This is a genomic window from Allobosea sp. TAF32 (assembly GCF_052113585.1).
Classification (GTDB): domain Bacteria; phylum Pseudomonadota; class Alphaproteobacteria; order Rhizobiales; family Beijerinckiaceae; genus Allobosea.
This window is the reverse complement of record NZ_JBFRDM010000013.1, coordinates 16,826-35,129: the sequence shown is the minus strand read 5'-3', so window position 1 is coordinate 35,129 and position 18,304 is coordinate 16,826. Positions and strand designations below refer to the sequence as shown.

The window sequence follows — 18,304 nt, the reverse complement described above, 5'->3', positions numbered from 1 at the left end:
TCGGGCATGCCTTCCGGGGTGCCGGTTAGTTGCTCGATGCGCTCCAGCCCGAGAATCCGGCAAAGCGGATGATGGTTCCCTGCGCTTAAGAGGCGGTCGCAAATGGTTCGCACGAAGCGCCTCGCGATCCTGCGAGCGCAAAATTCCTAGGCACCGAAGCACGTCAGTCGTCGCACCGCGTTAGCAATTGACGGGCCGACTCAATCAGGAAGTAGCACTCGGTTGCCGTCGTTATCCTTGCATCTCCCGATACAGCTCGCGCTTGATAGGGCTATGGCGGCGGGGCGGCAGTTCGGCCGGCTTTCGCACGGCAACCATGAGACGCCTCACACAACAGGGACGCTAGACGCTGCACGGACCGCGTGCATGCGGAGTTCCCAAGCTCCAGTGCCGCTCTATCATCGCAGCAATCTTGGCCATCGTTATATGATATGCGAGTCGGGAACAGGAACCCCCGGCCGATTCTGTATTCCTCCAAAAATGCGAGGAATCCCATGCCGAAATATCGTTTCACCACCGAAGAGGGGAACCGGGTGGACCGCGACGAGAAGCCCCTGGATTTTCCGAATGAAAAAGCGGCCAAGGAGGATGCTCAGCGAGCCCTCGCCGATAGCCAAGGACAAGTTGCCGGATGGCAATCGCTTTGATCTGAGAGCGCGGGTCGAGAATGAGGCCGGCCAGGAAGTTTACCGCGCCTCTCTGAAGTTCAAAAAAAGAGAGCGACTAAGCGCGCGGATTTCCTTCAGACGCCGTGCTCGCTCCTGATGCCGCGGCCAAGCCCGCCAAATCGCCGGCGCCGCCTCTCGCTTTTTCCTCCACGTACTTCAGTCGGATCGCGGCGGTGTTCGGGAGCCCACGAGCCCGTAGCCAATCCAGAAATTCGTCCGGACGGATCGTGACAATCTGAAGCGCTCGCCCGTGAGCGAGCCAGGCGTTCATGACTTCTAGCGCTGACGCATACCAGACTTCATAATCGCTTGGCATGTCGTCATGATCGTCGGCGAGCTCCCACATGCGCTGAAAATCAGCGCGCTCGTACCACGGCAAGACTGCCGTGTACGTCTCGACTGTCGGTTTCACTTGAGGGCCAATCGTTCGCGTGCGACGCGAGAAGTGAGGAGCCACCGCGATCAAGCGCGGGGACAGAGGTTTTTAGCGTTTGGGCTTCGCCTTCCGCTCCGTGAGAAGGTAGTTCTGAGCTTCGCCGCTCAGTACCACCTGAGCACCGTTACGCCTTGCCAAGCGCTCTGCAGCCTCGATGGCCTCGAACAGGTCGGGAGACTGTCCGTAGTTGGCGCCGGTGACATCTCGTGCTGCCCATTCAAGGCCGACGCGATGTATGCTTAGCACACTGGACATTCGATGACCCCGGCGCTCCAACGTCAAGGAACGCCCGGAACCTTTTAATGTTCCTAGCAAGCCACGCCGTTGGCCTAAACATCAAAGGCTCTTAGGCCGCGAGCGCCTGGGTACGCCCGGAGACTGCCAAGTAGCGGTCGCTGAAATGGGTCACGACGAAGCGGACCTCGGTGCCGTCCTCGCAAACCAGATCCATTCGGTCGCCATATGAAGCTGGATTGATGCCGGACGTATTCAGATGCAGGTAGCCCGAGCGGACTTCGTCAAAGTTGGTTGCAAATTGAAAATTGAGAGGCAGCCTGCGTCCGTCGCGCAGGATCAAATGGCCCTTACCGGTATGCATGACAGGTCTCCGCCTAGGCGGCGTCAATGCGCGCCGCCAGCGGTCATTTCCAAAAGCGGCATGGAGACAACTGCAGCAACATAAGGCGCCATGGCCCAGGCAATGTCTATGTCATTTGATGGAATGACGACGAGCGATTACCCGTCTCGCGGACCATCATTCACCGGAAGGCCAATGTCTGCAACGGGGTCGGTCGCCGGCTTTCAAGCGGCCGCTAAGAGGCGCCCGACATGCAGAAGGGGGTCGCATGTGCCGCTCCGGCCACCCACAATGGATCGGCCAACGGTGCCGGTGGCGCCGCCCGAGGTATATGAGGCTGCCAAGGAGGCAGGTGCCCATCGTCTGGGGACATGTCAGCTTGTTCTCGCCGTGGGAGTTCAACATCGCTCCGGCCGCGCGGCCATCCAGCTTCTCATCTCGCTTCCGCTAGTCTTGATGACGGTGCCGCCTGCCGCCACCGATATCCCGCTGAAGCGCGGATGAGCGACCTCCAACCGTAAGTCCGCAGGCGACATTTCTAATGAGCACAGAAAGAGACTTGTCTAACGAGTTCTGACATCGGCCATCCCCCGCGCGTCGAGAGAGCGCAGGCTGGCGCGGGTCGGCGTGGCTAGCGTTGGAACAGGCGGTACTCGTTGACTTGCCGGTAAACGATCCCCGGCGAAAGCACGGTCGAAGGCAAGTGCCGCAGATTGGGCGAATTCGGCGCGTGCTGCGGTTCGAGCGCGACGCCAGCGAAGGCGCCATAGTTCGCCCCGCCAAGTGCCGGCACCGAGAGCGCGAGCTTGGCACCGTCATAGAGCTGCAGGCATGGCTGCGTCGTCCAGATTTCCAGCGTCACACCGCTGACCTCGGAGGTCAGCGTCGCTGCCCGCGCGAGTTCCAGCCCCGAGGCGGCGTCGCGTTCCATGGCATCGCGCCGAAGCAGGAAGCAGCAATCGTAGCGGGGTTGCGCTGCCCCGGCAGATGCAGCTCCGATCGATCGGAACTGCCGGAAATCGAACGGCGTGCCGCCCACATACGCAATCGATCCGTCCGGGATGAGCTCGGCATCGGTCGTCAGGACCAGATCGCTGTCGATCTGCAGGCGATGGCTCAGCACGTCTGCCTCATCGTCGAGCTTGAAATAGGGATGATGCGCCAGGTTGAGGATCGTCGGAGCATCGGTCGTGGCCGAAAATTCGATGCGCAGCGTCGCGCCGTCGTTGAGGCTGTACCGACACCAGACACGGACCGTCCCCGGATATCCGGCATCGCCGTCCGGCGAAACCAGCGCCAGAGTTGCGGACCGCTCGCCGATTTCGACGAAGGTCCAGCGCTGCTTGCCGAAGCCGTCATGGCCTCCGTGCAGCGAGTGACGACCATTCTCATTGAGGGGCAGCTGATAATCCTGGCCGCCCAGTGAGAAGCGCCCATGCGCGATGCGATTGGCAAATCGGCCGGCGACGGCGCCCATATGGGGCGAATGTGCTGGATAATCCTCGAGGCTCTGCAAGCCAAGGACCGCTCGCCGGCAAGAGCCATCCGCTGCCGGCACGCGCAGATCGCGCAAGCTGGCGCCGTTGTCGATGATCTCGGCCTCCATGCCGGAGGGCGAGCGCAGCGTCACGCTGCGAATTGGCGGGCTGCGCTCAGTCATCGAACGGCTCCACGATATGGCGGCGGCCGAGCATGAAGGCATCGGCAACAAGCGCCAACGGCGTGAGGTCGACTTCGCTGCGGCCTGCGCGGATCAGTTCGACGAAACGGCGATAGATGCCGCGATATTCCTGCTCAGGCTCGTCGACGAGCAGGTCCCCTGCAAAACTCAGCCTCGCTGCGCCCGAGGAGAGCAGCAGCACCCCAGCATCTGTCTCGATCTCGATCGACCAGGTTTGCTCGCCGCTCTGGCGGAAATCGAATGCGGCGCGGATCGGAAGGCTCGAGGGACTCGCCAATTCGATGTCGGCGGCGATCGGCGCCTGTCGATTGGCCGGAAACGAAAGCTCCGCTCCCGTCGCGAAAACCGGCTCCGGCAGAATTTCCGTCAGGATCGAGAACGCGTTGATGCCGGGGTCGAAGACGCCGAGGCCGCCGGGTTCGAAGATCCAGCCCTGCCCGGAATGCCAGACCCGCACGTCCTCCTTCCAGGTGATCTTCACGGCGCGTGCCTTGTGCTGCGTCAGCAGCCGTCGTGCCGGCACGACGGCCGGGGCAAAGCGCGAGTGCCATATGGCGAAGAGCGTCCGCCCGCTCTCGCCTGCCCTCGCCAGCATCGGGGCGAGCTCGCCCGTCGTGGCTCCGGGCGGCTTTTCGAGCAGCACATGCTTGCCGGCGGCGAGCGCCGCGATCGCTTGAGCGCGACGCGGTTGCGGCGGCGTGCAAAGTGCGACGGCCTCGATGTCCGGAGCCCGCTCCAGAAGCTCCTCCAGCGTCGCGAAATGCGCGACGCCATTGAGACTGGCATGGCGGCTGGCGACGGCCACCACCTCGATGCCAGCTGTTGCCGCGATGGCTGGCAGATGCTGCGCCTGGGCGATCTTGCCCAGACCTACGAGCGCAAGGCGTATCGGCGTCACCACTTCGGCACTCTCCCAATCGAAACGGATCGCAGGGGCAGCCCGGCCTTGGCAGCCGCCGGCACCCCCACTTGCCGAGGATGCCGAATGAGGCGCGCGACACTGGGAGCTTCGGGCTGTGACCGCAACCGCAAACGCACACGCGGCGCACGATCGACGAGCCGTATTGACACCGGCAGAAACACGAATAACCTCTTACTAACTCGTGTTAGATTCCGATTTTAGAGAAAAACTCGCGGGAGTGAAGACGCAGAGTGGCGACGCGGCGAGACAGAGCGAGGACGACGAGCGCGGAAGTCGCCAAGCTTGCCGGCGTATCGCGGACGACGGTTTCTCTCGTTCTCAACAACCGCAGCGGCGAGATCGGCATCTCGCCCGAGACACGATCCCGCGTCATCGATGTCGCGACCAGCCTCGGCTATCAGCCGAGCCACGCGGCGCGCTCGTTGCGGCGCTGGCGCACGAACGTCATCGCGCTGCTGCTCTACACGCTCGACAGCTTCTACAACGCCGAAATCATCGGCGCGGCCCATGCCGCAGCGCTGGAGCGCGGCTACTCGCTGAACATCATGTCGGCCAAGTTCGACGAGGTGCAGCGCCGCGCCTATTCCCTGCTGTCGGGCGGCATCGCCGACGGCGTCATCGTCGCCGCGCCGCCTGCCGACCTCGCCGCCGATCTGAAGCGGCTTGCCGATATCGGCATGCCGATCGTGGTGATGCAGCACCACAGCCCTGATGCTGCCATTCAGGCCGTGCGCGTCGATCTGGAGATGGGAGGGCATGTTGCGACGCGCCATCTGATCGCGCTCGGCCATCGCCGGATCGGCCATATCGGGAGCGCCTCGCAGCGCCTGCTGAAACGCAAGGAGCGCTCGGACGGCTATGCGCGGGCGCTCGCCGAAGCCGGGCTGCCCGTCGATCCGGAGCTCATGGTCATGGCCGAGCCCAGCCTGGCCGGAGGTTTCGCGGGAATGGAGGAGCTGCTGGCCCTGCGCAGCCCCCCCACCGGCGTCTTCGTCTACAGCGATCAGATGGCGATCGGCGCGCTGCACGCTTTGCGCAAGCGCGGAATACGCGTCCCGGAGGAGATGGCGATCGTCGGCTTCGACGGCATCGGGCTGGGCGGCTTCGTCACGCCGGAGCTGACGACGGTCGACTATTCCCGCGCCGATATCGGCCGGCTGTCGGTCGAGGCGGTGATCGAGCGCCTGGAAGGCCGCATGGAGGCTGCGCGCGAGCAGATCCTGCCGGTGCGCCTCCTGGTCCGGGAATCATGCGGCCGAATGCTGAATGGAGGGCTTCGCCAGGAGAGTGCCTGAAAGCGCGCGCAGAAGCCGTGCACGACAAAATCAAGGGAGGGTAGAAGACAATGAAAAGCATCAATAGACGTGACTTCGTCTTGTCCGGCCTCGGAGCAGCGGCCGGCGCGAGCACAGGCATGTATTGGGGCGCAGCCAGCGCCCAGAGTGCCGTCAACCTGACCATGACGTCCTGGGGCTCGAATGCGGAAATCGCAGCGTTCAACGCGCTGATCGAGCAATACAAGGCGCGGAAGCCCAATGTCTCGATCAAGCTGGAGGTCGTGCCGAGCGGGCAATACTACCAGCAACTCGACACCCGCTTCGCCGGCAAACAGGCGCCCGACATCTTCCGCGCGCAGTATCAGCGGATCGGCCGCTACGCGCAGAGCGGCGCTGCCATCGACCTCTCGCAATATCTCGATGCCGGGTACGGGCAGGATTTCCTCGCCTCGGTCTGGCGCGCCTCGACTTTCAAGGGAAAGCCTCACGCACTGCCGCATCACACTGATACCTTCGCGCTGTTCTACAACGCCGAGATCTTCGAGAAGCTCGGGATCGACGCGCCGAAGAGCCTCGACAGGGCGATGACCTGGCAGCAATTCATCGCCGCCGCCAAGCTGATCAAGGAAAAGGCCGGGCTGAACTACGCCTTCGCCATGAACTGGCAGAACTCCAACGCCTATCGCTGGCTGATGTATCTCTACCAGCATGGCGGCCAGCTACTCGACTCCGATCTCAAAGCTCCGCAGATCAACACCAAGGAAGCGACCGAGACCGTCGCCTGGACCCAGAGCTGGTTCAAGGAGGCCCTGGTGCCGCCCAACACCTCGCTGAAGAGCTCCGAGCCGGTCCAGAATCTGTTCGCCACCGGGAAGATCGGCATGCTGCTGCATGGCGACTGGCAGATTCCGTTCATCCAAGACCAGGCCAAGTTCAAATGGGGCGTCACCTATCTGCCGCGCGACGTCGCCATGGCGGCCGATCTCGGCGGGAACGCTCTCGCGGTTTCCCGCGACTCCAAGAGCGCCGATACGGCGGCCGACTTCGTCAAGTTCATGGTCGAGGAAGAGGCGATGCGCAGCTTCGTAACGAAGGCCCAGTTCCTGCCGGTGCGCAAATCGCTGAAGGACAAGGGCTTGAACTACGACCTGCGCAACGAGGAGATGAAGGTCTTTCTCGAGCAGTCGGCAACCGTGCCCGAACACCTCGTCAGCACCATCGTTATGCCGAGCTGGGACAGGTTCAACGCCAGGCTGGCGGATGAGCTGGAACTCGCCTTCACCTCCGGCCAGGACCCGGCCGCGACGGTCGCGAATATCGAGCGGCATGTCCGTTCGGCGCTACTCGTCTGAGGGCAGGAGGATGGCTGTCGCGGAAAGGCTGAACGGACTGGACCGAGCCCAGCCCGCGACGGCCGCGCCCCTGCGCTACTGGCTCCAGGCCAAGCGAAGCCAGCTGACGCCGTACATGTTCATCGCCCCGAACATGGCGCTGTTTTCGGTCTTCGTCTTCTTCCCGCTGCTCTACGCCTTCTACATCAGCCTGCGGGAATGGAGCCTGATCGACACGCCGCGCTATGTCGGGCTCGAGAACTTCGGGCGCCTGGCCAATGACGCGCTGTTCTGGCAGTCGCTGCAGAACACCGTGGTCTATTCGATCGCGACGGTGCCGATGAGCCTCGCCATCGGCCTTTTGCTCGCCGTCGCGCTCAATCGCGACCTCCTCGGCCGCACGATCCTGCGCAGCATCTTCTTTCTGCCCGTCGTGATCTCCAATGTCGCGACGGCGGTCATCGCCGCCTGGCTCTTCAACGACAATTACGGCGTAATCAACATGCTGCTGCAGCATGTCGGTCTGAGGCCGGTGGCCTGGCTGTCATCGCCCCGCTGGGCGCTGTTTTCCCTGATCGTCACCACGCTCTGGACCCGGATCGGCTTCTGCATGCTGGTCTACCTGGCGGCGCTCCAGTCGATCTCACCGACCTATTACGATGCGGCGCGGATGGATGGCGCCAGCCGGTGGCAGCAGTTCCGCTTCGTGACCTGGCCGCTGCTGCGCCCGGCCACCTTCCTCCTGCTGATCCTGGGCGTCATCCACTCCTTCCAGGTCTTCGACCTGATCTACGTCATGACCGGCGGCGGCCCCGGCTTTTCGACGACGATGATCGTCCAGTACATCTATCAGGCCGCGTTCGTCAGTTCCGAGATGGGCTATGCCAGCGCGATGGGCGTGGTCCTTTTCGTCGTGATCCTGCTTTTCACCCTGCTGCAATGGCGGGTGAACCGGCGGGTCGAAGATGTCGCATGAGGGCCCGGGCATGATCGCAGGAACGAACCCGCGCGCCCTGCCCCGGCGCCTCGAGGCCACGGGCATCTGGCTGCTCCTGGTCGCCGGCGCCGGCGTCATGGCCTTTCCGGTCTACTGGATGTTCGCCACCGCCGTGCGGCCGAAGGACGAGGTCTTCAGTGGCGCCGCCGGCCTGGTGCCCTCGCGCTTCGTCTGGAGCAACTTCGCCGAGGCGATCGAGCGCGTGCCCTTCCTTCATTGGGCGATGAACTCGCTGGTGATCACGGTGATCGCCGTGATGATCACCGTGATCATCAACCTCCTCTGCGGCTATGCCTTCGCGAAATTTCGCTTCGTCGGCCGCGACATCATGTTCCTGGCGGTGCTCTCCGCGCTGATGATCCCGTTCCAGGTCATCATCGTGCCGCTCTTCCTGGTGGTCTCCGAATTCGGTCTGCTCAGCGATTATTGGGGCGTCATCCTGCCGCGCGCGGCAGAGGCCTTCGGCATTTTCATGGTGCGCCAGTTCATGGTCTCGATCCCCGACGAGCTCATCGAGGCCGCGCGGATCGACGGCGCAAGCGAACTGACGATCTTCTTCAAGATCGTCGTGCCGCTCTCGAAGCCGATCATCGCGGTGCTCGTGATCTTCACCTTCATGTGGCGCTGGAACGACTTCGCACTGCCGCTGATCGTGCTGATCAAGCAGGACATGTACACCGTCCAGCTCGGGCTGAACCTGCTGCGCGGCCAGTTCAATACCGAATGGACCATGATCATGGCCATCGCGCTGCTTTCGCTGGTGCCGATGCTGATCATCTTCATGTTCTTCCAGCGCTATTTCGTCCAGGGCATTTCCGGCTCCGGGCTCAAGTGAACCGTCCGCCGCCGGCGGGCGCAGTCAAACCGACGTGTCGAAAAGGAAAGTCCGGTGGTCAAGATTGCCATGATCGGTGCGGGCAGCGCCGTTTTCGTCAAGAACCTGCTGACCGACATCCTGAACTTCACCGAGCTCGGGCGCGTCGTGATCTCACTGCACGACATCGATCCCGAGCGCCTCGAGACCGGCGGCATGATGGCGCGCTGGACCGCCAGGCAGTTCGGCGCCGATGCCGTCATCGAAGAGCATCTCGACCGCAAGCGTGCGCTCGCGGGCTGCGACTTCGTCATCAACATGGTCCAGATCGGCATGCACGAAGCGACCATGATCGACTTCGACATCCCGCGGAAATACGGGCTAAAGCAGACCATCGCCGACACCGTCGGCATAGGCGGCATCTTCCGCGGATTGCGCACGATCCCGTTCATGCTCGATCTCGTCGGGGAGATGCGCGAACTCTGCCCGGATGCTGTGCTGCTGAACTACACCAATCCGATGAGCATCCTGACCTGGGCGGTCTACCGCGCCTTCCCCGAACAGTGCGTCGTCGGGCTGTGCCACAACGTCCAGCACACGGCGCGTGATCTCGCATCCTATCTCGGGGTCGAGCTTCCGCAGCTGAGCTATGATTGCGCCGGCATCAACCACATGACCTGGTTCCTCAAGCTCCAAATCGACGGCCGGGATGCCTACCCAGCCCTGCGGCAGGCGATGGCGGACCCGAACATCTACGCCAAGGACAAGGTTCGCTTCGAGCTGATGCGTACGCTCGGCTGGTTCGTCAGCGAGTCGAGCGAGCACAATGCCGAGTACACGCCGTACTTCCTGCGTCGCGACGACCAGATTGCCGAATACGACGTGCCGGTCGATGAATATGTCCGCAGGAGCCTGCGCAATCTCGATCGCTATTCCGAGACGCGTCGCAAGCTTCTGGCCGACGAGACCTTCCCGCTGGAGCGCAGCGACGAATACGGATCGCTGATCATCCGGGCCATGGTCACCGGCGAGCCGACCGTGATCTACGGGAATGTCGAGAATAAGCACCTGATCGACAATTTGCCGGAAGGCTGCTGCGTCGAGGTGCCGATCATCGTCGATCGGAACGGCCTGCGTCCCTGCCACGCCGGAGCGCTTCCGCCCGAACTGGCGGCCCATTGCGCCCCGCATGTCTTCGTTCAGGATCTGACTGTGCGCGCAGCGCTCGAGGGCGACCGCGAACGGGTACACCGCGCCGCCGCTCTCGATCGACATGCGGCGAGCGTCCTGTCCCTGAAGGAGACGCGCGCGATGGTCGACGAACTCCTGGCTGCTCACGGCGACGCCATGCCCAGATGGAGAAACGCCGCCTGATGGCGCGGCTCTTCCGGAGCGGACCGACGCCAAGCGCGCGCCAGGGCAAGAGCCTCTTCAAGGCGGGCTGATCGCTTGGGCCAATCGGTGATCGAACGGATCCAGCACGGCTGGTCGCCACAGCAGATCGCCGGCCGGATGCGGCTCGAGCGCCCTCCGATCTCGGTCAGCCACGAGACGATCTACAAGTTCGCCTATTCGGCCGATGGTCAGGCCCTCAAGCTCTGGCGGCATCTGCCGGAACACCGCGCGCGCCGCCGCCCGCGCCAGGCGCCGGCATGGCCAGCGCTTCAGCCCGGAACTGAACATCCTGCGCCGCCCGGACGTCGTCGCCGACCGCAAGCAGTTCGGGCACTGGGAATGCGATCTCATCCAGTTCCGTCAGAAGTTCGGCAAGGCCAATGTGACATCGCTGGTCGAGCGGGTCAGCCGCGTCGCCGTCCTCTTGCGCAACAATGATCGGCAATCGCGGCCGATCATAGAGCGGCTCGTCGGCGTGCTGCAGGCCCTGCCCCATCGCGCCGCCGCTCGATCACTTTCGACCACGGCACCGAGTTCACCGACTGGCCCTATCTCCAGGCCGGGATCGGGTCTCAGACCKGGTTCTGCGACCCGCARTCGCCCTGGCAGAARGGYMCCGTCGAGAACACGAACGGCCGGGCCAGRAAATGGCTCTCGCGCGACGTCGATCCCCTCTCCMTCRCCGACCARGAGCTSAAGGACATYTGCGAGCGCTTGAACACMACGCCGCGAAAATGAATGGGCTACAGGACACCGGCCGAGGTCTTCCGGGCCCAGATGCGGTCGGTTGGATCGGATCACACGGCCGCAAGTCGCGCTTCAGCGAGAACTCACACTTGCAATTGTTCGACTTATATCGACAGCCTCCCCTCGTCGTCGATCAGGATCAGGCGGGCAGGCGGAGCATCACTCCAAGTCCAGAGTACCAGGTTTAGATCACCCAATCCTGCTCCCGGAGCGAAGCTGCGGACCAAAAGGCCGTGATAACCGCTTCCCATTAATCGCCGGGCGAAGGATTGCGTTTGGGATACGCCATTCGCCTTCATCTCGTCGCGCCAAGTTGGCGCCATGAGCAAATCCGTGTCCATGCCCTCTGCAGCAATTGCGTCGACGTCGCGCGTGTCGAAGATCTGCTTGATCTCCGCTTCATAAGAGACGAGCGTGGTCGGCTGGAGGTTGCCGACTTGGTTCGCCTCGCGCAGCGCTGTCAGGACAGTCAGGGAGGTGTAAAGCGCCGGCATGCCCTTCGCATTGAACCGCCCTCCATACAGCTCAGCTCCGCGCCCTGAGAGCGGCTCGCGGGCAAAAACCGGATTGAGCGCGCGATAAAGCTTCCCTTGGTAGCTGATCGCCATGGTCAGGCATGAACGCCGGCATCAACTGCGTCTACGTAGTCGAGCACATCTTCGGCACGGCCCGCGCGTACAAGCTGCATAGCAGTTTGGCCGGAAAAGCCGGGTAGCGGCTCCGACCGATACCAAGCATAAGCAATCAGCGCTGATCCGAAGCGCGATTCAACTTTGTTGATTACCTCGACCATCTCCCGCAGTCGGCGCTGCGTCCGCTCCGACTGAACCCGATCCCGCCGCTGGACGGCGTCCTTGCCGAGGCCAGCCGTCCGGGCGACCTCTTCGCTGGTGGTGCGGAAAGCGTCCGCGATTTTGCGAGGAGCGAAGATGCCGTCATCAGCATATTGCGCGAGACCCATGATATCCTCCCTCTAGCCCACCACTCATACTGACGCTATATCGCGTCAGTATGAGCGCATTGCAAGGCGCTGAACGAGCAGGCATACGCGAAGTGCTTAGCGATCTGGTCACGCGGTACGAGCCGTCGCCTCACTCGACTCAAGAGACGCTGAGTTTGACACTACAGCGCATTGGTACTTGTCTGCCTCACCCAAGAAAGAGCCCGCCGCTGACCAGCGGCGGGCTCGTTGTGAGTGGAACCATAGTTTGCCTTATTGGCGCATCAACGCACCGCACTCGCGGCAGGCTTTCTTTTTGGCAGCGATGACCGGCTTCTTGTGGAAGGCGATCAAGCGGCTGACCGTTGGCTTCGGCCAGGTGCGGATGTTCGGGAGGCAGGTCTTCATGGCTGTGCGCCAGGCTCTCGGCGTCCTCCGCCCGCCAGACCTGAGTGGCCGTGGCGAGCGCAGCGAAGGTTAGCACAGCGAAGACCAACGCACCGAGAGCGGAAGCGTCGCCCCGAGCCAGCCTGCAAGCGGGTAGGTTAAGAGCCAGCAGGCATATGAGAGCGCGAACTGCGCCGCGAATACGGCGGTTCTGTCGGCAGCCTGGGCGGAACGCCGCAGCAATCTCCCGGTTGGGGTCTGTACCCCCGAATATCCGGTGCCAAGCAGCAGCCAGGTAACCAGGAGCAAGGGCCAGGCCCAGGTTCCCGCGACCGTGGCAGCCGTCGCAACGTCGGTCCATCACGCTGAGAATAGGGCGGCGAAGAATGTGAGCACGAGACCGAGCCAGCAGTCCGCGGGCACGCGCCGTAATCACGCAGCCTGTCCTGGAACTTATGGGCTCACTGACACGTAGTTGGGATGGTGTTGCAGGTCCGCCCGCATCGGGCGGTACCGCGCGCCATGGCAGGAAGTGGCTATGGCTCACCCGGTCAAGCTCGTTTCCATCGCGACGGCTGTCCCGCCCCAGGAATTGAGCCAACGCGATGTTGCAGCCGCCGCCCATCGGAATTTTGCTGACCGCTATCCCGATTTCGAGCGCCTTGCGGCCGTTTTCGAAAGTTCGGGCATCAGCCGCCGATATGCAGTCCGGCCGATTGAGTGGTATTTGCAGCCATTAGGATGGCCCGAGCGCAGCGCCGCCTATATTGCTGGCGCTTGCGACCTGTTCGTGGAGGCAACGACGAAGGCGCTGGGCGTCGCCAGCCTTCAGGCATCCGAGATCGATACGATCGTGACGGTCTCATCGACGGGCATAGCGACCCCCAGCCTCGATGCCCGTGTCGCCGAGAGACTTGGATTCCGAAGCGACGTCGAACGTGTGCCGGTGTTTGGCCTGGGATGTGCCGGCGGCGTATCGGGTTTCTCGATCGCGTCTCGATTGGCCGCGTCCCGCCCGGGTTCGACAATCCTCCTCGTGGCTGTCGAGATCTGCTCGCTGGCTTTCCGACTTGATGTTTTGACGAAGGCCAACATTGTTGCGACCGCCTTGTTCGGCGACGGCGCCGCAGCCTGCATCCTGAAGGCAGGACCGGATGGTATCGCCGCGGTCGAGATGACCGGGCAGCACATGTGGCCCGATACGCTGGATATCATGGGATGGACTGTCGATCCCGAGGGCTTCGGCGTGATCTTCGACCGGGCGATCCCGCCCTTCGTGGAGGAGCGGCTCAACCCGGCCATCACAGGCATCCTGAAGCGTGAAAGGCTATCGCTTTCCGACGTCGATCTATTTGCCTGTCATCCCGGCGGGAAGAAGGTGATCGAGGCCCTGGAGATCGCGTTGTCACTCGGGCAAGGAGCGCTCGACCACGAACGTGCCGTCCTTTCCGACTATGGCAACATGTCGGCTCCGACCGCCCTCTTCGTCCTCCAGCGTGCGATCGCGGCAGGCCTGCCCTCGCGCACGCTTCTGACGGCGATGGGGCCGGGCTTCACCGTGAGCTGCGCCTCGCTGCGGCAAGGGACATGACACCGGCCATCGTCTTGCTGGCCCTGGTGACTGCCGAGCGGATCGGAGAACTCTGGCTCGCGAAGAGAAACACGTCTGCCTTGCTCGCCAAGGGCGCCGTGGAGAAGGCTGCCGGCCACTATCCGCTGATAGTCCTGCTGCACGCAACCTGGCTGATCGGGCTCTGGGGGCTTGGTTGGGCACACGCGCTCCATTTCGGCTGGCTCGCGGTTTTCTGCCTGCTTCAAGGGCTGCGCTTTTGGGTTCTGGCGACGCTGGGCGGTCGTTGGACGACTCGCATCATCGTAACACCCGGCGAAAGGCTCGTGGCGCGGGGCCCTTACCGGTTCGTGTCGCACCCGAACTACATCGTCGTCATTGGCGAGATCGCTGTCTTGCCGCTGTGCCTTGGCCTGCCATGGTTCGCCCTTGTCTTTTCGATCGCCAACGGCCTCGTCCTGACGATCCGCATTCGCGCGGAGAATACGGCACTTGAAGAGGTTCGTCATGCCGCCCCGGGATGATGTGATGGGCGAAAGGCGCGTCAGCGTGGCGACATGGATCGGCTTTGCCGCCATGTGCATCGGCATGTTCATGGCGATCCTCGACGTGCAGGTTGTCGTGACGTCCCTGCCGACGATCCAGAGCGCACTGGACCTTCCGCCCGACCAGATGAGTTGGGTCCAGACCGCCTATTTGATCGCCGAGGTCATCGCGATTCCGCTGACCGGTTTCCTGACGCGCTTTCTCTCGATGCGCTGGCTGTTCGTCGTGGCGCTCGCCATCTTTACCGTAGCTTCCATCGGCTGTGCGGCGAGTCAGTCGTTCCCAGCCCTGATCGCTTGGCGCGTCCTCCAGGGGTTTTCAGGTGGTACTCTGATTCCCGCGGTTTTTTCGGCTGTTTTTTTGCTCTTTCCCCCGAGCAGGCAGCCCATCGCGACGACGTTGGCTGGCGTCTTTGCCGTGCTGGCGCCTACGGTCGGGCCGATCGTCGGCGGTTGGATCACGCAGACCTATTCCTGGCATTGGCTGTTCTTGATCAACGTCATTCCCGGTATCCTCTCAGCAGGACTTGCTGGTTTCCTCCTGCCACGTGACAAGCCGAACTTCACCGAAGCGCGCAAGCTCGATGCCCTGTCTCTGGTGATGATGGCGATCGCGCTGGCCGCGATCGAGATCGCACTGAAGGAGGCGCCTCAGCGTGGATGGATTTCGGGCCTGATCCTGGGGCTCATGGCACTAAGCCTGGCAAGTGGTTTCTGCTTCATCAAGCGGACGTTGCAAGCCGACAATCCGATCGTTGATCTCAGAAGGTTTGCCGACCGGAATTTCATGATCGGCAGCATCCTAAGCTTTGTTCTCGGCATCGGGCTGTTTGGATCGGTCTATTTGATGCCGGTCTTCCTGGCCTTCGTGCGCGATCACAACGCCCTTGAGATCGGCAAGATCATGCTGGTGACCGGCGTCGCCCAACTTGCCATCGCGCCGGTTGCCGTCGCTCTGGAGCGTCGTGTCGAAGTCCGCTTGTTGACCGGCATCGGCTTCGCCCTCTTCGCCATCGGCTTGGGACTGAGTGCACTTCAGACCCCGCAGACCGACTACGACGCGATGTTCTGGCCGCAGGTCGTCCGTGGCCTGTCAATCATGTTTTGCCTTCTACCACCAACGCGCCTTGCATTGGGACAGCTTCCCCCGATGCGCGTTCCAGACGCCAGCGGCCTGTTCAACCTGATGCGAAACCTTGGCGGCGCGATCGGTCTCGCCCTGATCGACACCGTCATCTACAGCCGCTCGCCTTTGCACGGCACGGCGATCATGGAGCGGCTGCAAAGAGGTGATGTCGAGACGGCGAAGTTCATCGGCGTGCCTGTGGGACTCATGGCAATGCGCCCGCCCGGGCCGCTCGACGCGCAGGCGCAGGCGCTGCTTCAGCCACTGGTCGAGAAGGCAGCTCTGGTCCTGTCGATCAACGAGGCCTGGGGACTGGTTGCTGTCCTCACAATCGCAGCATTGGCATTTGTTCCCTTCGCCAGGAAGGTGCCCATCGGCGATCAGCTTCGCGTCTGAGGGGCTTGGTGCCGAGCTATATGTCGGAAAAGCCCGGCGCGGCGACGCATTGCCCTTCCGCGCCAGCGGCAGCTTCCTACGCCCTGCCTACGATATCGGTCGTGACGTCAACATCGTCGACGACCAGATCGACATCGAGTTCCAGGGCCGGCTGGCGCGATGAGCACAAACTTGAGAGCGTGTCCGAGCGCGGGAAATCCCGGCTCGGATAATCGACTTGCGACCGGGGAAGCGCCGAGCCGTCCGTTCCGCTGGCATTCGGCCAACGTCTCGTTGCATTGGCTGACCTTACCTACTGATCAAGTTGAGGGAGCGGACCTTGCCGCCGTTGCTCATCGCTAACGCCAGGAGTGCGCTTAGGGACCGGAGAGGAAGTCAGGCCCGGGAGAAGGCAGTCGTATGGCGGTTTGGATGTCCTCGCCACGATAAAAAATTGCTCGGGGCTCCCTGCTTGAAGCATCCATCAACCTGTCACGGGCGAATTGAGTCGCCTCCGATAACAGCAAGCAATGGCTTCGTCGCAGCAGCAGATCTGACTTGCTACTCACAGTCCGGACGCGCGCCGGGCCATCCTCGGCGACGCTGTGGCGGCCCGCGACTGCCCCAAAGGTGAACCTCACCAAGGCACGCCTCCTACAGGATCGAGGTGACGAGTCGGTCCAGCCGCGTCCCTTCGCGGTAGAACACCCTGACGAGAGCGGCGGCGACGATGCCCGTCACGGCTCCTCCGTGAACGTCGCCGACATAATGCGTTCCGACATAGACCCGCGAAATCGACACCAGCACGGCAGCGGCCAGGAACAACAGGCCCATTCGGCGCATCCCGTGGACTAGGAATGCTGCGGCGATGGCAAAGGTCGGGGTCGCATGATTGGACGGGAAGGATGGGTCGGAACTGTGCTCGATCAGCAGATGGGTGACGCCGCCGTCGTAAGGCCGGACGCGGTGAACGAACAGCAGGACGATCTGGTTGATGGCGAGGCCTAGCAGGAAGAAGAGCCCTGCGGAGACGAGGACGTGCCGGTCGTGCGGCCTGCCGCCTCCGCGCCACCATTGCCCCGCCACGGCGAGCACCAGCAATGGCACAGCGATGGCCGAGATCCAGATCATCAGGACGTCGGCGACAGCCACCCCGGAGAAACTGTTGATGGCATGCGTCGCCGCGGCGTCGAGATCATATAGCTCCATGGCCAATCCCTTGCTTCAACGTGCCCTGGCGGGCTGGCCGTTCATGAGTTGAGCGTCGCTGCCGTCAGGCACGAGGCGAGGTCCCGAACCGATCGCGCACGGGCAGCAGGCCCATCACGGCCAATACGGCGAATCCCGCGCCGACGAGGAAGGTTCCCTGCGGCCCGACCGCATCCCAGAGCGCCCCGGCGATCACGCTGGCCGCGAGCAGGGCCATCCCCGTCACTAGGTTGAACACGCCGAAGGCGGTGCCGCGCAGCTCGGCCGGGGCGGTTTCCGCGATCAGGGTCGAGAGTAGCCCCTGGGTGAAGCCCATGTGGAGGCCCCAGAGCGCTACGCCGATGCCGACACTCGTGATGCCGGAAGCGAAGGCCAGCACGAGATCGGCAAGGATGAGCAGAATCAACCCGAAGATCAGGATCGCCACGCGGTCGATCCGGTCAGAGAGGATTCCGATCGGATAGGCCGACAGCGAATAGACGAGGCTCATGATCACCAGCACGATCGGCGTCAGCGCCAGCGACAGGCCGATCGACTGCGCGCGCAGAATCAGGAAGGCCTCGCTGAACCGGGCGAGCGTGAACACCGCCGCGATCGCCACCACCCACCAGTAATTCGCACTGAGGCGGCCGAGCTCCTCGCGCCTGAGCGGCATCCGGACGCGCCGGATCTCCCCGTGCCGCTCCGGCTCCTTCACGGCGAACAGGAGCACGCCGACGGAGAGGAAGGCCGGGATGACGGCGATCCAGAACACCGTCTGGAAGTGGTTCATCGTCAGCCACATCAGGCCGATGGCCAGGAGCGGCCCGATGAAGGCACCGATCGTATCGAGCGACTGGCGCAGGCCGAAGCTCGCCCCGCGCAATTCGGGTGGCGCAATGTCGGCGACGAGAGCATCGCGCGGCGCCCCGCGTATGCCCTTGCCTATCCGGTCGATGAAGCGAGCCGCGACGAGCCAGTCGAGAGAGGGCGCCAGCGGAAAGATCGGCTTGGTGAAAGCCGCAAGACCGTAGCCCAGGGCGGCGAGGAACTTGCGCTTTCCGAGCCAGTCGCTGAGCGCGCCGGAAAACACCTTGGTGATCGAGACGGTCGCCTCGGCGATGCCCTCGATCAGGCCCACGGCCAGCGTCGAGGTGCCGAGCACCGTCACCATGTAGACCGGCAGCAGGGCGTGGATCATCTCGGAGGAGATGTCCATCAGCATCGAGACGAAGCCGAGCGCCCAGATTCCCAGAGGGATGCCCCGCCGGGCGGCCGATGGCGGCGCGGCTTCCGCGGCGGGCGGGCGCTTGGCTCGATCGCTCATC

General features: G+C 63.2%; 18 protein-coding genes and 1 pseudogene. 11 read left to right on the top strand and 8 right to left on the bottom strand.

All coding sequences use genetic code 11. The features are described from left to right. Nucleotides 1–494: 494 nt before the first annotated feature. The gene (locus AB4Z16_RS25100) at nucleotides 495–647 is read left to right on the top strand and encodes a DUF6894 family protein (RefSeq protein WP_441514050.1); all 153 of its coding nucleotides are present in this window, start codon (nucleotides 495–497) and stop codon (nucleotides 645–647) included. Nucleotides 648–723: 76 nt separating this feature from the next. Here AB4Z16_RS25100 and AB4Z16_RS25095 read toward each other — a convergent pair whose 3' ends face one another. From AB4Z16_RS25095 to AB4Z16_RS25080, 4 genes are all read right to left on the bottom strand, one after another. Next, nucleotides 724–1,080, bottom strand: coding sequence for a hypothetical protein (locus AB4Z16_RS25095; protein ID WP_441514049.1), 357 nt, complete (start codon nucleotides 1,078–1,080; stop codon nucleotides 724–726). A gap of 370 nt (nucleotides 1,081–1,450) precedes the next feature. Then, the gene (locus AB4Z16_RS25090) at nucleotides 1,451–1,702 is read right to left on the bottom strand and encodes a hypothetical protein (protein WP_441514048.1); all 252 of its coding nucleotides are present in this window, start codon (nucleotides 1,700–1,702) and stop codon (nucleotides 1,451–1,453) included. A 610-nt stretch (nucleotides 1,703–2,312) separates the two neighbouring features. Next, a complete protein-coding gene (locus AB4Z16_RS25085; protein ID WP_441514047.1) occupies nucleotides 2,313–3,341 on the bottom strand; it encodes an aldose epimerase family protein in 1,029 nt (342 codons plus the stop codon). Continuing rightward, entirely contained in the window at nucleotides 3,334–4,260 is a 927-nt protein-coding gene (locus AB4Z16_RS25080) for a Gfo/Idh/MocA family protein (protein WP_441514046.1), read from the bottom strand. The genes AB4Z16_RS25085 and AB4Z16_RS25080 overlap by 8 nt, the downstream gene beginning before the upstream one ends. A gap of 254 nt (nucleotides 4,261–4,514) precedes the next feature. Here AB4Z16_RS25080 and AB4Z16_RS25075 point away from each other — a divergent pair, with 254 nt between their 5' ends. The 6 genes and pseudogenes from AB4Z16_RS25075 to AB4Z16_RS25050 form a co-directional block, all read left to right on the top strand. Beyond that, complete coding sequence (locus AB4Z16_RS25075; protein WP_441514045.1) at nucleotides 4,515–5,579, top strand: LacI family DNA-binding transcriptional regulator; 1,065 nt, start codon at nucleotides 4,515–4,517, stop codon at nucleotides 5,577–5,579. A 50-nt stretch (nucleotides 5,580–5,629) separates the two neighbouring features. Continuing rightward, nucleotides 5,630–6,913: an ABC transporter substrate-binding protein gene (locus tag AB4Z16_RS25070; protein ID WP_441514044.1), complete on the top strand. Its 1,284-nt coding sequence runs from the start codon at nucleotides 5,630–5,632 to the stop codon at nucleotides 6,911–6,913. A gap of 10 nt (nucleotides 6,914–6,923) precedes the next feature. Further along, a complete protein-coding gene (locus AB4Z16_RS25065; protein ID WP_441514043.1) occupies nucleotides 6,924–7,868 on the top strand; it encodes a carbohydrate ABC transporter permease in 945 nt (314 codons plus the stop codon). Between the two features lie 10 nt (nucleotides 7,869–7,878). Next, nucleotides 7,879–8,724, top strand: a complete 846-nt coding sequence (locus AB4Z16_RS25060; protein ID WP_441514042.1) for a carbohydrate ABC transporter permease — start codon at nucleotides 7,879–7,881, stop codon at nucleotides 8,722–8,724. 54 nt (nucleotides 8,725–8,778) lie between these two features. Beyond that, the gene (gene melA, locus AB4Z16_RS25055) at nucleotides 8,779–10,077 is read left to right on the top strand and encodes an alpha-glucosidase/alpha-galactosidase (protein ID WP_441514041.1); all 1,299 of its coding nucleotides are present in this window, start codon (nucleotides 8,779–8,781) and stop codon (nucleotides 10,075–10,077) included. 108 nt (nucleotides 10,078–10,185) lie between these two features. Next, nucleotides 10,186–10,836 (top strand): annotated as a pseudogene (locus tag AB4Z16_RS25050) (IS30 family transposase); the annotation flags it as partial. 113 nt (nucleotides 10,837–10,949) lie between these two features. On the opposite strand, the gene AB4Z16_RS25045 reads toward AB4Z16_RS25050, so the two are convergent. Both AB4Z16_RS25045 and AB4Z16_RS25040 read right to left on the bottom strand, forming a co-directional pair. Next, nucleotides 10,950–11,447, bottom strand: a complete 498-nt coding sequence (locus AB4Z16_RS25045; protein ID WP_441514203.1) for an RES family NAD+ phosphorylase — start codon at nucleotides 11,445–11,447, stop codon at nucleotides 10,950–10,952. An 8-nt stretch (nucleotides 11,448–11,455) separates the two neighbouring features. Continuing rightward, the gene (locus AB4Z16_RS25040; protein WP_441514040.1) at nucleotides 11,456–11,806 is read right to left on the bottom strand and encodes an antitoxin Xre/MbcA/ParS toxin-binding domain-containing protein; all 351 of its coding nucleotides are present in this window, start codon (nucleotides 11,804–11,806) and stop codon (nucleotides 11,456–11,458) included. 247 nt (nucleotides 11,807–12,053) lie between these two features. On the opposite strand from AB4Z16_RS25040, the gene AB4Z16_RS25035 reads away from it, so the two are divergent. The 4 genes from AB4Z16_RS25035 to AB4Z16_RS25020 all read left to right on the top strand — a co-directional run bounded on the left by AB4Z16_RS25035 (nucleotide 12,054) and on the right by AB4Z16_RS25020 (nucleotide 15,809). Then, on the top strand, nucleotides 12,054–12,266 hold the full coding sequence (locus AB4Z16_RS25035) for a hypothetical protein (protein WP_441514039.1): 213 nt from the start codon (nucleotides 12,054–12,056) through the stop codon (nucleotides 12,264–12,266). 444 nt (nucleotides 12,267–12,710) lie between these two features. Then, the gene (locus tag AB4Z16_RS25030) at nucleotides 12,711–13,763 is read left to right on the top strand and encodes a type III polyketide synthase (protein ID WP_441514038.1); all 1,053 of its coding nucleotides are present in this window, start codon (nucleotides 12,711–12,713) and stop codon (nucleotides 13,761–13,763) included. Continuing rightward, the gene (locus AB4Z16_RS25025; protein ID WP_441514037.1) at nucleotides 13,760–14,266 is read left to right on the top strand and encodes an isoprenylcysteine carboxyl methyltransferase family protein; all 507 of its coding nucleotides are present in this window, start codon (nucleotides 13,760–13,762) and stop codon (nucleotides 14,264–14,266) included. Before AB4Z16_RS25030 ends, AB4Z16_RS25025 begins: the two co-directional genes overlap by 4 nt. After that, a complete protein-coding gene (locus AB4Z16_RS25020) occupies nucleotides 14,250–15,809 on the top strand; it encodes a DHA2 family efflux MFS transporter permease subunit (protein ID WP_441514202.1) in 1,560 nt (519 codons plus the stop codon). Before AB4Z16_RS25025 ends, AB4Z16_RS25020 begins: the two co-directional genes overlap by 17 nt. A 633-nt stretch (nucleotides 15,810–16,442) precedes the next feature. Here AB4Z16_RS25020 and AB4Z16_RS25015 read toward each other — a convergent pair. Further along, nucleotides 16,443–16,997, bottom strand: coding sequence for a phosphatase PAP2 family protein (locus tag AB4Z16_RS25015; RefSeq protein WP_441514036.1), 555 nt, complete (start codon nucleotides 16,995–16,997; stop codon nucleotides 16,443–16,445). Nucleotides 16,998–17,061: 64 nt separating this feature from the next. After that, nucleotides 17,062–18,303 carry an MFS transporter gene (locus tag AB4Z16_RS25010; RefSeq protein WP_441514035.1) on the bottom strand — a complete coding sequence of 414 codons (1,242 nt, stop codon included), beginning with the start codon at nucleotides 18,301–18,303 and terminating at the stop codon, nucleotides 17,062–17,064. Between the last annotated feature and the right edge of the window lies 1 nt (nucleotide 18,304).